This window comes from Lachnoclostridium edouardi (genome assembly GCF_900240245.1).
Taxonomy (GTDB): Bacteria; Bacillota; Clostridia; order Lachnospirales; family Lachnospiraceae; genus Lachnoclostridium_A; species Lachnoclostridium_A edouardi.
Genome location: NZ_OESQ01000001.1, coordinates 2,687,437 through 2,702,311, shown reverse-complemented (window position 1 = coordinate 2,702,311; position 14,875 = coordinate 2,687,437). Strand labels below are relative to the sequence as shown.

The 14,875-nt window shown below is 42.9% G+C and carries 13 protein-coding genes; 1 reads left to right on the top strand and 12 read right to left on the bottom strand.

Annotated features, from left to right (window positions below; genetic code table 11):
- Positions 1-18: 18 nt before the first annotated feature.
- From C1A07_RS12860 to C1A07_RS12840, 5 genes are all read right to left on the bottom strand, one after another.
- Positions 19-873: a class II fructose-bisphosphate aldolase gene (locus C1A07_RS12860; RefSeq protein WP_101877453.1), complete on the bottom strand. Its 855-nt coding sequence runs from the start codon at positions 871-873 to the stop codon at positions 19-21.
- Positions 874-886: 13 nt separating this feature from the next.
- Positions 887-1,876, bottom strand: coding sequence for a sugar phosphate isomerase/epimerase family protein (locus C1A07_RS12855; protein WP_101877452.1), 990 nt, complete (start codon positions 1,874-1,876; stop codon positions 887-889).
- A gap of 188 nt (positions 1,877-2,064) precedes the next feature.
- Positions 2,065-3,207, bottom strand: coding sequence for a Gfo/Idh/MocA family protein (locus C1A07_RS12850; protein WP_101877451.1), 1,143 nt, complete (start codon positions 3,205-3,207; stop codon positions 2,065-2,067).
- Positions 3,192-4,379, bottom strand: coding sequence for a carbohydrate kinase family protein (locus tag C1A07_RS12845; protein WP_101877450.1), 1,188 nt, complete (start codon positions 4,377-4,379; stop codon positions 3,192-3,194). The genes C1A07_RS12850 and C1A07_RS12845 overlap by 16 nt, the downstream gene beginning before the upstream one ends.
- A gap of 52 nt (positions 4,380-4,431) precedes the next feature.
- The gene (locus C1A07_RS12840) at positions 4,432-5,466 is read right to left on the bottom strand and encodes a TIM barrel protein (protein ID WP_101877449.1); all 1,035 of its coding nucleotides are present in this window, start codon (positions 5,464-5,466) and stop codon (positions 4,432-4,434) included.
- A gap of 237 nt (positions 5,467-5,703) precedes the next feature.
- On the opposite strand from C1A07_RS12840, the gene C1A07_RS12835 reads away from it, so the two are divergent.
- Positions 5,704-6,681: an AraC family transcriptional regulator gene (locus tag C1A07_RS12835; RefSeq protein WP_101877448.1), complete on the top strand. Its 978-nt coding sequence runs from the start codon at positions 5,704-5,706 to the stop codon at positions 6,679-6,681.
- A 590-nt stretch (positions 6,682-7,271) separates the two neighbouring features.
- Here C1A07_RS12835 and gltA read toward each other — a convergent pair.
- The 7 genes from gltA to thyX form a co-directional block, all read right to left on the bottom strand.
- Positions 7,272-8,657, bottom strand: a complete 1,386-nt coding sequence (gltA, locus tag C1A07_RS12830) for an NADPH-dependent glutamate synthase (RefSeq protein ID WP_101877447.1) — start codon at positions 8,655-8,657, stop codon at positions 7,272-7,274.
- Positions 8,657-9,544 (bottom strand): sulfide/dihydroorotate dehydrogenase-like FAD/NAD-binding protein, encoded by an 888-nt coding sequence (locus C1A07_RS12825; protein WP_101877446.1) that lies wholly within the window; start codon positions 9,542-9,544, stop codon positions 8,657-8,659. The genes gltA and C1A07_RS12825 overlap by 1 nt, the downstream gene beginning before the upstream one ends.
- Positions 9,545-9,762: 218 nt before the next feature.
- The gene (locus C1A07_RS12820) at positions 9,763-10,953 is read right to left on the bottom strand and encodes an iron-containing alcohol dehydrogenase (RefSeq protein ID WP_101878146.1); all 1,191 of its coding nucleotides are present in this window, start codon (positions 10,951-10,953) and stop codon (positions 9,763-9,765) included.
- 174 nt (positions 10,954-11,127) lie between these two features.
- The gene (locus C1A07_RS12815; protein ID WP_101877445.1) at positions 11,128-12,060 is read right to left on the bottom strand and encodes a LysR family transcriptional regulator; all 933 of its coding nucleotides are present in this window, start codon (positions 12,058-12,060) and stop codon (positions 11,128-11,130) included.
- A gap of 19 nt (positions 12,061-12,079) precedes the next feature.
- A complete protein-coding gene (locus C1A07_RS12810) occupies positions 12,080-12,580 on the bottom strand; it encodes a dihydrofolate reductase (protein ID WP_101877444.1) in 501 nt (166 codons plus the stop codon).
- A gap of 1 nt (position 12,581) precedes the next feature.
- Complete coding sequence (locus tag C1A07_RS12805) at positions 12,582-13,466, bottom strand: MBL fold metallo-hydrolase (RefSeq protein ID WP_101877443.1); 885 nt, start codon at positions 13,464-13,466, stop codon at positions 12,582-12,584.
- Complete coding sequence (gene thyX, locus C1A07_RS12800; protein WP_180952258.1) at positions 13,463-14,860, bottom strand: FAD-dependent thymidylate synthase; 1,398 nt, start codon at positions 14,858-14,860, stop codon at positions 13,463-13,465. Before thyX ends, C1A07_RS12805 begins: the two co-directional genes overlap by 4 nt.
- Positions 14,861-14,875: the final 15 nt, after the last annotated feature.

Sequence of the window (14,875 nt, the reverse complement as noted above, 5' to 3'; positions counted from 1 at the left end):
ATTTTGCGCCGCCCCTTCTCAGCCCTTTCCGGCTGAGCCAAACAGCTTCATTTTTTCTTTTACAGCTTCTTTTGTGGCTTCCACCCCAAAGGGAATTAAATCTGTCAGTCCCTTACCAGGACCATATGCCTCTGCCATAGCCTTGGCGCCGGCTAAATTCATGTCTGTAAATATGTTTACCTTGCTGATTCCCATTCTGACAGCTTCCTGAAAATCATAATCTGTCAGCCCGGAGCCGCCGTGGAGAACTAAAGGACAATCTATCATTTCCCCAATTGTCTGAATTCTGTTAAAATCCAGCTTTGGCGGCAGCTTGTATGCCCCGTGGGCAGTTCCTACTGCAATAGCTAAAGCGTCCGCCTCTGTTCTGTTTACAAAATCTCTGGCCTGGTTCGGGTCAGTATAATACTTGGAAGCATCGTCTAAAATGTGATCTCCCTCTGCAGAGCTTGGATTATCTCCCACATGGCCAAGTTCTGCCTCTATTGTGGCTCCCTGACTGTGGGCCAGACAGGCGATTTCCTTAACGCGGCGCACATTCTCTTCGTACCCTTCTGTGGAACAGTCATACATAACAGAGGTAAATCCCAGCTCTAAAGCCTGCCTGCAGGTTTCAGCCTTTAATCCGTGGTCTAAGTGAACCACCACCGGCACTTTGGCCTTCTTAGCCATTGGAATTAAAAGATAAGATAATTCCTCTAAGGGGCCAAAAGGCAGCAAAATCTCTGCGGTTCCAATAATAACAGGGGACTGCAGCTCTTCAGCAGCGGCAATCACCCCTCTGGCCTGCTCCATATTTACAGTATTAAAAAGTCCCACAGCATATTTTCCTTTTTTGGCGGGAATTAATACATCATTTAAATTCGCTAACATATTATGTCCTTTCTCAATCTGTTTTTAAAGCGTCGTCAAAAGCAATGTCTGACGGGGAGAAATTAATTTTCTTTGTAAATTCACAGGCCTCTGTGCCGCCGAATACACGTTCCATTCCGCTGTCCTCCCACTCAATAGAAAGAGGTCCGTCGTATTTTTTATCATTGAGCACGCGGATAATCTTATCAAAATCCACATCCCCGTGACCTGGAGATACAAAGTTCCATCCTCTTCTAGGATCTCCAAAGGTAATGTGAGAGCCTAAAATTCCGTTTCTTCCGTCCAGGTTTACAGCTACGTCCTTAATATGAACATGATACACCCTGTCTGCAAAATCGTAAAGGAAAACAGCAGGATTTATTCCCTGCCACAGCAGATGGCTGGGATCAAAATTAATGCCTAAGGTTTCTCTGTACTCAAATACCTCCAAAAGCTTCTTTGTGCTGTAGTAGTCAAAAGCGATTTCTGTAGGGTGAACTTCCAAAGCAAATTTTACTCCGCATTTGTCAAATTCATCCAGAATAGGAGTCCAAAGTCTTTTTATTTCCTCATACCCGGCATTTACCATTTCTTCAGAGGTCTGAGGGAAGGAATACCAGAATTTCCATATCGGAGAGCCCATAAATCCAGTAACTACCTTTACTCCCATTGCCTTTGCGGCTCTTGCCGCATACTTCATTTCCTCAATGCCCCAGGCTCTAATTTCTTCTGGCTTTCCTGCCAATTCGGCAGGGGCAAAGCCGTCCAGCCTGGAATCCCACAAGTCTCCTACACACTGTCCCGGAAGGTGGGCGCCTATGGCCCAGCAGCCAAGTCCGTATTTTTCCAGCGTATTTTTTACTTGGGCCACATAATCAGGATCCTCTGCGGCCTTTCTCACATTCAGCTGTCCCCATGTAGCTATTTCCAGACCTTGATATCCCATCTGCTTTGCCAGGCTGCACATCTCCTCCAAACCTAAGTCCGCCCATTGTCCTGTAAATATTGTAACTGGTCTTGCCATAATATTCCTCCTGACTTTTTTTATTTCACTCGTTCCTCGTTCCATAAAAAACTACGGGAAACCCGAACTTCGCTATCGCGAAACTATTTTTTATTGTTATGAGCACTTAGTGCCTGTGTTTTAGGCACTTATGTGCGATACATGAAAAATAGTTTGCCAGGTCTTTCACGAGCATTACTATTTTTTAATTATTTTACGTCTACCCAAACATTTCCCTGCCCGCTGCTTTTAAGACATGCTTCCACAAAATTTAAACCGTCTAAACCGTCTGCGGCCGTAGGATAATCTATCATATCCTCTGTAAACGTATCATCGGCTTTTGCCCTGATACACTTTATAAAACTGGCGTACAGGTTGGCCATAGCCTCCAGCCATCCCTCTGTGTACCCACTGGGCAGTCTGCCGTAGGAAGCCGCTTTGGGAGCAATAAAGCTGTGCCCTCTGTGCACCTCCTGAATCCTGCCGTCCTCCCTGATTATAGTAATCACTTCCGGATTTTCCTGGAACCACTGAATCGTTCCCTTACTTCCGTATATTCTTACGCGCAGGCTGTTGTCGTGCCCGATTGCCACCTGGGAAGTCCAGTAAACTCCAGTAGCCCCGTTGTCGTACTCTACCAGCACTACGTCGTTGTCATCTAAAACTCTTCCAGGCACCACCACGTCCATTTTGGCTAAAACCCGTTTCACCTTCAGGCCGGTCATCACTGCAACTGCATTTTCCACATGTGTGCCCAAATCTCCCAGACAGTTTACATTTCCAGACTGAGCAGGATCACATCTCCAGCTGCCCTGTTTTCCGCCCCACTGTCCTTCAAAAGCCAGCCATCCCTGAGGATATTCTGCCATAACAGTGCGGATTTCTCCTATTTCCCCCGCCTTAATGATTTCTCTGGCATGTTTTGCAGTTACATGGCCCATGTATGTATAAGTAACTAAAAATAACAGACCCTTTTCCTCAGCCAGCTGCTTTAACTCCCTGGCCTGGTCTGCCGTTACTGCCAAAGGCTTGTCGCAGGACACGTGAATTCCTGCTTCCAAAAAAGCCTTGCAGATGGAAAAATGAGACTGGTTGGGAGTTACCACCACTACAAAGTCGATTCCATCCTCCCTGGCCCCCTCTTTTTCCGCCATAACAAAGGCATTTTCGTAGCAGCGCTCCGGGTCAATGCCCAGCTGCTCTCCCATTTCATAGTTTTTTTCAGGCGTTCTGGAAAAACAGCCGGCCGTAATTGCGGCCTGTCCGTCCAGATTTAAAGCCTTTCTGTGGGCGTCTCCAATAAATGCGTCCGGCCCTCCGCCTACCATGCCATATCTTAGTTTTCTTCCCATAGTGTGCCTCCTCTCTTAAAATCCTGCTTTTTTAATCCCTGCTCAATACGTTTTTCCTGTTCCTCTACTGTAAGAATTCCTCCTAAAGCGTCATAGGCTTCCACACAGCTGGCTCCTGTAGCCGCCGCCACCTTTAAACACATTTCTAAGGAACGCCCCTTTAACATTGCAGATAAGAACCCGGCGATTGTAGTGTCTCCGGCCCCTGTGCCTGATAAAACTGCAGCAGGCTTATAGCTTTTTTCAAATCCTTCTCTGTCAGCCCAGTCCTCCATAGACTGTCCCAGCCTTTGTCCCGCTTTTTTCAGCTCATTAGCATTTCCCATTTTATAATAAATTCCAGGGGCCCCGCACTTAATGAGAATACTTTTAGCCCCTAATTCTTTGGCCTTTTTAGCCAATGGCTTTACATCATTTTCAAGAGACATTACTTCTGTAATCTCCCTTGTTCCCGCTGCTTTTACCAGTTTCTCATATCGTTCCCTGTCAATCATAAAACACAGCTCTTCAAAACTGGGCACAAAAAAGTCTACATAAGGCAATACATTTTTAAGAATTTCCTCCCAGTTTTCCCTTCCAGGCTCTGAATCCGGCTCTACAGCCGCTAAATCTAAAGAAGTAATTACCCCTGTTTCATCTGCCTTTTGAAATACTTTTGACAGCTCTTTTCCCTGATCTTTGTACATCTGCTTCATCAAAGGCGGATAACCAAAGTGGAATAAATCAGCCTCCTCCACCTTCTCCCAGCTTATGTCAGAATAGGAAAATGTATGATTCGCCCCTGGATTGTGGAAAAAAATCCTGTCTATTCCCGGCATAGCCAACACAATACTGTAGGAGGTGGAGGAAGCAGGGTCTGTAATCAGACCCTGCTCACTGCCATATTCCTTTAAAATAGACCGGATAATTCTGCCAAACTCATCTTCCCCGGTTTTTCCCATAAGGCAGACGGTGATTCCCATTTTTTTCATGGCCAGCCCTGTATTAGCCACCACGCCTCCAGTATTTACCTGAGCCGTCCCAACATTTACCAGATTTCCAGGCTTTAACAGGTTCTCCACCTTTTCCTGTCTTTCCTCTCCGGTTTTCAAATTATCCCCTCTTTTTTCCGGAAACACAGGGGTAATGTCCAGGCAAATGTGGCCCGCCACAACTGCTTTTCTTTCCCTCATCCTCTCACCTCTTTTATTCCTCAGCAAAATGAGTAACTTTAATTTTTTCTCTCTACTCAATTCCCATAAGCAGCTTCATTACGTACATTTCCAGACCTTCAAAGTCTCTGTTCTCTACACACTTCTTCTGGAACTCGTAATCAAATTTATCTACCTTAGCCTCCAATGCTCTGAAAATATCTAGGCTGTTCTGCACATGCTTATAGCTGTCCTCGTCCTTTGTTGTTCTCATAGCTTTTACATCCAGGCCTACGTACTCTCCGTGATCTCCGTAGCCGTTTTCCTTTAATACCTTTACCTGGTTAAAGGCCGCCCTGAGATTTTCCACGCCAAAAGATTTATCCTGGTCATATTTAATGCCATTTTGATCATTTAAATGAACTGTCATCAGCTTGCCCATAGCCATAGCAAAACCGATTTCATGGGCCGGGTCTAAGCCGGCTAAAATTGCATGGGCGCTTTCTAAGTTTCCTCCCACCCGGCTGGGATCAATAGTAGCCGCAGAAACAGCCATTACATGTCCCATGGTTCCGCAGATGCTTCTGTCAATGGGCTCGTTTGGCTTTGGTTCAATACAAATACGAATTGCAGGATCATACTCCAGCATTTTATTAATGGCTTCAATCAGCATCTTCGTAGCCCACACAGGAGATTTTGCCTCGGCGCAAAGGGTGCCTTCTCTTGCCAGCCACAGCACTACCATATCGCAGCCTAATTCCCTTGCAATATCAATAGACCTGTAAGCTCTCCACATGGCGTACTCCCTGTCCTCCTCTGAGGTGCTCATAAATCCGCCGTCTGCAGTATGTTCATCCATCCAAAGTCTGGGGGCCACAAATTCTGCAGCTAAGCCGTATTGATCCAGCAGCTTTTTTAAATCCCTTGCTTTTTGTTTAATTTCTTCTTCTGTATAATCATTAATATTCGGTACTGCATCATCATCATGGAACTGGATAGCAGAAAAACCCATTTCAGCAAATTTCTTTATTTTTTCTTCAAATGCAATATCCTTTCTTGTCTCTGGTCCATAAGAATCTGCTCCCGGATGTACGTTCCACGGTCCTACTGAAAATTTAAACTTTGACATTGCTTATTCCTCCTATTTTTAATTTTACTTCCAACCCCTTTGTCTGGGTACAAATAGTTCTCAAAATATTTACCAGTGCTGTTATTTTCATTATATAGATTATAGATATTTTTTCTCATATTAACATGCTTTTAAAAAACGACTAATTAGCTTTTTTTCAATTAAAATGCAGAATGTGGCTCTTGACAAATACACAGAGAAATCTTACCATCAGTATACAAGGAAGGAGGCTGTATCTTGAAAAACCAATACGAGATTATTTCCCACACAACCATTCACAGTTTTAAAATTTTTCTGGTAAATCTTTTATATAGAGAGCCTCACGTTCATGGGGATATAGAAATATGCTATATTTTAGAAGGTTCTGTTATCATGTGCTCTGCAGGCCAAAAGCTTTGTTTTAAGAAAAATGATTTTGTAATTTTTAATTCCTGCCAACCCCATGAAATCTACGGAGATGAGAACAATCCTGCTTTGATTTTAGCTCTGCAGGTTTCCCCCTCCTTTTGTAAGGATTATTTTCCCAAAATTCAGGATTTAGATTTTTCCTTCTGTTTATGCAATAGCTGCCTTTCTCCACAGGATGCCAATATATTTCAGGGCACCCTTTTAGAGCTGTCCCGATTATATTTTTCTAAAAGCCAGGGGTTTGAATTTCGCTGTATCAGCCTTTTAAACCTGCTATTTTATTATATTATTACAGCAGTTCCCTACAATCAGGCTGAGCCAGAGGAAAAGAACAGAATTTTAATAAGAAATCAAAGAATACAAAGAATTTCCCAGTATATCCAGGAACATTACACGGAAAAGCTGCTGCTGACACAGATGGCGGAAGCAGAAGGGCTGACTGTATCTTACTTGTCACATTTTTTTAAAGAACATTTTCACCTTTCTTTCCAGGAATATTTATCCAGCATACGCTGTGAAAAAGCCAGGCAGCTGCTGCTTTTAACAGAACATGGCCTACTGGATATTTGTTTGGAATCTGGCTTCTCAGATATTAAATACATGAATAAAGCATTTTTTAAAAAATATGGCTGCACTCCCAGGCAATACAGAAAGGATATATTAAAGGCGCCTTTGCCTGTTCAGCAAAAAACCATACTTAGCACACAAAACTTTTTTTCCGACACCACCAGTCTTGTTCTGCTAGAACAATATTTCCTAAACGCAGAAAAAATTTTAAAAGAATATTCTTTAGGAAAGGTTTTATAAAATATTTTTTACTTTATCTCTGCCGTTTAATTGGCTTTGCCGGTCTAATCTGATACTGTAGCAATTTTTCCGGCTTCCAAATAACCTACCGACTTTTCTACCGCTAACGGCACTCTCATTGTTGTTTGCACATTCAGCTGGCGGCTCGTATTTCCAATATACTAAAAAGCTTCCTGGAAAAACTGATTGATCTCACTGATATAACCGTATTAGTTACCGACGGCCTGTTTGTCCGAAGGAAAATTAAAAGTCATTTTCAAGTTGACTTCTTCCTTCTCTACATAAGTATATCTGCATAAGTCTTTCATTTTTCTCCACACAACACTTCTGTTTACAGGCTGAGGATTTTTATTTAAAAATACCGGACCTTTTGAAATTCCGCTGCTTTAGCAATAGGATTTCAGTGTTTTTCCTAAACCAGCCGGAAAAAATGCAATTCTGTTTTACTCATAAACCGGCTTTCTCTGCTGAAAAACACCCTAGGTGTTTTAAATTGACGCACCTTATATTCTCCCAAACATATGTATTCTAAAAAATAGAAGCTGCCGTCCTCTTCTGACGTCAGCTTCCATTTTAACTAATCTTTATTTTTATTTTCCAGACAAAAATTCGTCGATGCCTCTGGCTCCTGCTCTTCCTGCTTCCATAGCCAAAATTACAGTTGCCGCGCCTGTTACGGCGTCTCCTCCTGCATAAACTCCCTCTTTTGTTGTCTGTCCGTTATTTTCTTCAGCAATAATACATTTCCATTTATTAATCTCCAAACCTTCTGTAGTGTTGGAAATCAATGGGTTAGGCGATGTTCCAAGGGACATAATCACTGTATCGCAGTCAATGGTAAAGTCGGAACCAGCTACCTCTACCGGTCTTCTTCTTCCGGAAGCATCCGGCTCTCCCAGCTCCATTTTTCTCACTACCATGCCTTTTACCCAGCCGTTGTCATCTGTAAGAATCTCCACTGGATTTGTAAGCAGATTAAAAATAATGCCTTCCTCCTTTGCATGGTGAACCTCCTCCACACGGGCAGGCAGCTCTGCCTCGCTTCTTCTGTACACAACATGTACGTCCGCGCCCAGACGAAGAGCTGTTCTGGCGGCGTCCATAGCAACGTTTCCTCCGCCTACAACACATACCTTTTTCCCTGCGGCAATAGGTGTGTCGTAGTCGTCTCTAAAGGCCTTCATCAGGTTGCTTCTTGTCAGATACTCGTTAGCTGAAAATACGCCGTTGGCGTTTTCTCCTGGAATTCCCATGAATTTTGGAAGTCCTGCGCCGGAGCCAATAAATACAGCCTGGAAACCTTCTTCGCTCATCAGCTCGTCAATCGTAACAGACTTTCCAATTACTACGTCAGTCTCAATTTTTACTCCCAGCTTTCTAACATTGTCAATTTCTGTGCGCACAACAGTTTCCTTTGGCAGACGGAACTCTGGAATACCATATGTAAGCACTCCTCCGGGTTCGTGAAGAGCCTCGAAAATAGTAACCTCATAGCCCATTTTAGCCAGGTCTCCCGCACATGTAAGTCCAGAAGGGCCGGAACCAATAACAGCTACCTTTTTGCCGTTTGTCTTTTCAGGTTTTGCCGGCACAAATCCGTTTTCTCTGGACCAGTCCGCCACAAAACGCTCCAGCTTTCCAATAGAAACTGCCTCGCCCTTAATTCCGCGGATGCACACGCCCTCGCACTGTGTTTCCTGAGGACATACACGGCCGCAAACTGCAGGCAGAGCAGATGATTCTGCAATGATCTTTGCCGCTTCCTCAAAATTCCCCTGAGCTACTTCCTTAATAAACCCGGGAATATTAATAGATACAGGGCAGCCGCCTACACATTTTGCATTTTTACAATTCAGGCACCGCTTTGCCTCTTCCATTGCCTCTTCTTTATTATAACCTAAGCACACCTCTTCAAAGTTTGCGGCTCTTACCTTAGGGTCTTGTTCTCTTACTGGTACTTTCTTTAAAACGTCCATTATTTATCACCTCCGCAATGTCCGCAGCCGCCGTGGTGGGTTTCCCCCTCCTGGGCCTTCAGCATGGCGCGGCCTTCCTCTGTCTTATACATCTGCTGCCTTTTCATAGCCTCGTCAAAGTTAATCAGGTGTCCGTCAAACTCCGGTCCGTCTACACAGGCAAATTTCACCTTATCTCCTACAGTAAGGCGGCAGGCTCCGCACATTCCTGTGCCGTCTACCATAACCGGGTTCATGCTGACAATTGTAGAAATCCCTAATTCCTTTGTCAGCAGACAGACAAATTTCATCATAATCATAGGTCCGATAGCCACGCACACGTCATAGTGATTTCCAGCTGCCACCAGCTCCTTCACCACGTCTGTAACCATGCCTTTTCTGCCATTAGAACCGTCGTCTGTAGTCACATAAAGATTTCCGGCTACTTCCCTCATCATGTCTTCCAGAATCACCAGCTCTTTATTCTTTGCTCCCATAATTACATCTGCCTGGATGCCGTTTTCATGGAACCACTTTACCTGAGGATATACAGGAGCTGTTCCAACTCCTCCGGCCACAAACAAATATTTTTTCTTTTTTAATTCTTCTATATCTTCCTTTACAAAGTCAGAGGCATTTCCCAAAGGACCTACAAAATCCTGGAATACGTCTCCCTCCTTTAAATCAGCCATTTTCAGGGTGGAGGCTCCTACTGTCTGGAATACAATAGTGACAGTTCCCCTTTCCCTATTAAAATCACAGATTGTTAAAGGAATTCTTTCTCCCTTTTCATCCATTTTTACAATTACAAACTCTCCTGGCTGGCACGCTTTTGCCACGCGTGGGGCTTTTACGTCCATCAGGTAAATCTTATCGGCAAGCTTTTCTGCCTTTACGATTGGAAACATATTCTTTTCCTGCCTTTCTTTTACTGATGTATTTCTGCTTTACACATTTTTCTCTCTTTAATTCAACATATTAGCATTTTAAACGGCTGTTGGCAACAAAAAATAATAAAATTCATTTATACGCAATTTTGGGGAATGCTGCAAAAGACGTTTCTTCTGTTTTGCAGCATTCCCCATACTGAGGTTTACAACGCCCTTAGGCTTGTTGTCAAATGTAATTAAAAGTCTACTTCTTCATCAAAGTAGCAGCATTTCAGCAGCTTTGCCATCTGCTCTGGATTAATGCTTCTTGGGTTGGAGCCTGTGCAGGCATCTCCTACTGCCAGCTCTGCAACCTGTGGAAGCTTTTCCATAAATTCTTTTTCGTCAATAATTCCGCCTTCATACTCTTTAATGCAGGTTGGAATATCCAAAGCTGCGTTCATTTTCTTAATATGAGCGATTAAAGCGTCAACTAACTGGTCGTCAGTTTCTCCTGCCAGGCCAAGGAACTTTGCAATCTTAGCGTATCTCTTAGCTGCCTCTGGCTCTTTTGCATTGAATTTGATTACTTTTGGAAGGTACATTGCGTTTGCACAGCCGTGTACAATATGTCCGCCTGTATATGCTGCTCCTGTTTTATGAGCCATAGAATGTACAATTCCTAATAAAGCGTTGGAGAAGGCCATACCTGCCAGGCACTGTGCGTTGTGCATTCTGTCTCTGGCTTCCATATCTCCGTTGTAAGAAGGAATTAAATCCTGGCTGATCATTTCAATTGCATGAAGAGCCAACGGGTCTGTATAATCACAGTGAAGTGTGGAAACATATGCTTCAATTGCATGAGTCATAGCGTCCATACCTGTGTGAGCTGTCAGTTTTTTAGGCATAGTCTCTGCCAGATCTGGGTCTACAATAGCTACGTCTGGTGTAATATTAAAGTCAGCTAAAGGATATTTAATACCCTTGTTGTAATCTGTAATAACAGAGAATGCAGTTACTTCTGTAGCTGTACCTGATGTAGAAGGAATTGCACAGAATTTTGCTTTTGTACGCAGAGTCGGGAAGTTAAATGGGATGCACAGATCTTCAAATGTAACGTCCGGATACTCATAAAATGCCCACATAGCTTTTGCAGCGTCAATAGGTGAACCGCCGCCGATAGATACGATCCAGTCCGGCTCAAATTCACGCATAACTGCAGCGCCCTTCATAACAGTATCTACAGATGGGTCCGGCTCTACGCCTTCAAATAATTTTACTTCCATTCCGGCTTCTTTTAAGTATGCCTCTACCTTATCCAGGAAGCCGAAACGTTTCATGGAACCGCCGCCTACAACTACAATGGCTTTTTTGCCTTTTAAAGTCTTTAAAGCTTCTAATGCATCTTTGCCGTGATATAAATCTCTTGGTAATGTAAATCTTGCCATGTCTGTTTCTCCTTTTTTTATTAATTTTAGATTTGTTTTTACGTAAGTTCTTAGTTTTATGTAATTTTTGTTTGTTATTTTATTAACGTTATAAATATAACATACTTTTTTCTTTTTTGGAAGATACAAAAAAGGAATACCTTTATTCCTTTCAGGCATTCCTCTTATTTTATTTCACTTTGTTATTCTTTCTATTATCTTATTACTTTTAACAGCCTCATTCTCCACAATACGCAACAAACGTTTTTCTGCCTCTGTCTGCCTGCAGTCCTGCCTGTAAATAGCCACGTCCTTATATTCATTTCCCGGGCGGCTGCAGATTCTCTGCACCAGTCCCTGAGAAAGGTTCAAAGCTTCTGAGCCGGGGGCGTCCCACATATATGCTCCGGGCACCAGCTTCACCATTTGACGGCCGCTGTCCTTATCCTGAACATAAATACATTTTTTCCCCTCCTGGGAATCTGCGCTGAAACTAAAATCCGGAATGATTTCGCTTCCATATATGACCTCAGTATACTGGGCTAAATCTAAATATGTAAGCTCCTTCTTTTCAGCTAAGGAATGATTTTTCTTCATAACCACCAAGTAAGGGAAGCTGACCAGCTCATGGTAGACCAGATTTTTTTCTTTCATCAGCTTCTGATAATAAGAGGCATAGGCGCTTGGATAGCGGGTAATCCCCAGGCTGCAGACTTTTTCTCCTACACGGGAAATCACTTCTCTGGCCCCTGTTTCTTCAAAATGAAGGGACATTTCCTTTTCACCTGTATGTTCTGCTGCAAAAGCAGCCACTGCATTTTGAATATATTCTGCCCTGACTGCCGCCAGACAAAGACAATATTTTTTCTTTTCATTTTTGTCTTTCAGCTGCTCCAGCTGGTCCACCTTTGCCAGCACCTCTTTGGCATGGCGCAAAAATTCCTCCCCTGCCTCTGTAGGCACAATTCCTCTGCCGGTTCTGTTGAAAATGGAAAACCCCATTTCCTTTTCCAACTCCCTGACAGCCCTGCTCAGGTGAGGCTGATTCATATACAGATTTTCAGCTGCCTGAGTAAAGGAACCTGTCTTTTCTACTTCCGCTGCATACCGCAAAAACTGTAAATTCATATTAGTCTCTCTTTCTAGGCTAAAATGTCTGCTTTACCCTCTTGTACATTCTGAAAGAATAACATAAGTTAAAATATGTTTGCTCCTCGCTTTCCAAAATCATTTTCCACTGAGGATGCTTGTCCAGATTTTCCATCCACGTATCAGCCTCATACGTAAAATCAATCCAGGTAATATGGGCTATATTGCAGTACGGCAGAAACTGTTCATAAATACTTTGTCCTCCGGCTATAAAAACGTCTTCTGACGGGTATCTTTCCAGCTCCCATAAAGCCTCCTTTAAGCTGTGGCAGATAATGGCTCCCTTTACCTTGTAGTTTTTGTCAGAGGTAAGCACAATATTAGTTCTTCCATATAAAGGCTGTCCCCCAGGCAGGCTTTCCAGGGTTTTTCTTCCCATAACTACAACCTTTCCAAGAGTTTCCTCCCTAAACAGCTTCATATCGTCAGGTATAGATACAAGAAGGCCTCCCTGCTTTCCTATAGCCCAATTTTTATCTACTGCCGCAATTATATTCATGTTAAAAATTCCTCCCCAACGTCTCCTGTCTTACAGTTTTCAGCATAGCTTTCATATTAGCTGCAAAGGCGTCAAAAGGCTGGTACGGCCACACCGGCTCTGTCCAGAAAACTTCCGCCATAGCCTTTATTTGCTCCTCCTCAGTCATATTGGAAAGAACCGCCTTTTCCATTACAGACTTAGCCTTTTTTGCGTCCTCCAGACATTTTTCCCAAATATCAGGGCTTTGCTGTAAAGATATTATGCCGTAGTGGGAAAGCAAAATCAACTGGGCTCCCAGGCCTTTCATCTTTTCTATAGACTGAATGGCGCTGGTATATCCAACTAAAAAGCAAGGCATAAAGCCTGCTTCTCCTGCGTAGACCCCTGCAGTTTCACAGCACATAAGCAAGGCTTTTTCACAGCCCCTTCTTTTCACTAAATACGAAAGGCAGTCCCTGGTGTGGCCCGGCGTTTCTACTGCTGTAACCTGCCAGCTCCCCAAATCTACAGACTGGCCGTCAGTCAATGTTTTATCAGCCCTTAATTCCCACTCCTCATAAGCAGGCTCTTTCATATTCTGAACTTTTGCTCCCGCCAGATTCATACGGCGGATAGCCGCCAAAGCAGATTCCTTTTCCAGAACCCCTTTTCCGTGAGGCGCCGTATATACTGTTAAGTCAGGCCATTTTCTTCTTAAAAAAGGGAGGCCGGAAACGTGATCATAGTGAGAATGGGTAAGAAATACATAGTCCAGCTTCTCTCCCTTTAAAGCCTCCTCTGTGCGTTCTGCCATTTTCTCCCCGCAGCAGGCCATGCCTGTGTCAAAAAGGAAGTTTTTTTCCCCCTTAATCAGAAATACATTTCCCGGAAGATCTCCGCTTACGTCATATATATGATTTATCATAATTCATTACTCTCATAAAAGCTGCAGACCTTTTTCATTTTTCCGCAGGTCATAGCTCCTTCTGAACACTTTCCCGTCATAAAGCAAGTAGGGCCAAAATAAGAAAACAGCACAGGATGCTTTTGTCTTAAAAGCTTTAAAAGCTGGTCCGCATTATTCTTAATCTCCCACTGGGCTCTGTTGCATGTTCTAAGCCTGAAAAATGTGTATAATTCATGGGCGTTAATAGTAGTCATCACCGGCACAGTCATTCCGCTTAACAAAAGGTATGCCTTGTCCCAGTAATAAAATCCCAGCTCCTCCAGCTGTTTTACTGCATCTTCGCTTTTTTCAAATACTTCTTTATATTTATCCTCCAGGCCTGCTTCTACAATGCTTTCAGGAAGCACATATTTTTTATAGCTGCAGTTTTTAATATATCCTGGAATAATAATAGACTGCATTCTGTGGCGGACTAAATGAGTAATTCCGGCCAGAGAAATTTTGTGGAATATAACTGTAAAATCCACCTGTTCCAGCTCTCTTTTTCTGCCTGTTTTTAACAGCTCTTTTATAATTAATTTCTGTTTTTTCTCATCCTTGCTCCAGGCATTCACTAACTCCAGGTCACTGCAGCCATAATTTAAGGCCGCCGCCTTTACAATCAGCTCCTCTGGATGTTCTGTGCTGCTGATTACTGATACAAAAGGCGTTTTAGACTGGTCTGCTTTTTTCTCTCCATTGTCAAAGATTTCCGCCAGTTTTGTATCCTTTGCCATGTCCGGTTTTCTCACCGCCAAAAACGGCAGCTTTTCTTCACACTGTGCAAACAAAGACTGGCCCAGCTCTACTAATTCAGGATAATTTTTTCCTCTCCCGTATACCATTTCATTCATAATTTTTATTAGCTGGCGGGCGTTTACAGAGCAATAAAAATTACTTCTAAAGCTGTAGGGCAGCACAAACCGGGCGTCCTCTTTTGGAATTCCCGCCTCAATCAGCTCATTATACTGCTGGAATAAATATTCCATATGAGAGGAGTACAAATTCTCCAGTTTTTCTTTTTTCTCCTGCTCATAATGGGAAAAATCCGGAGTAAAATAACCCATTTTTCCAAAATCCACATATCTTCTGGACTTTACTGTAAAAGACGCTAACCGAAATTCTATTAAAAACTGCTCTACGAAAACAGACACATTATCAAAAGATAAATTAAAAAATATATGCTCTATAACTGACTCGTGGCCAGATGATAAAATCTTATTAATTAAGTTAATATTTTTTTCCTTATCATTGGAACATGATTTCTCATATATTTCATTGGCAGATCCCTTTGTAGTAGAAATTCTGCCTGCAGATGAAACAATAGCGTGAGCGTTATCATTAAAGCTAATTATTTTTGCTGAACCTGTCATATTCTTCCTCCAAGT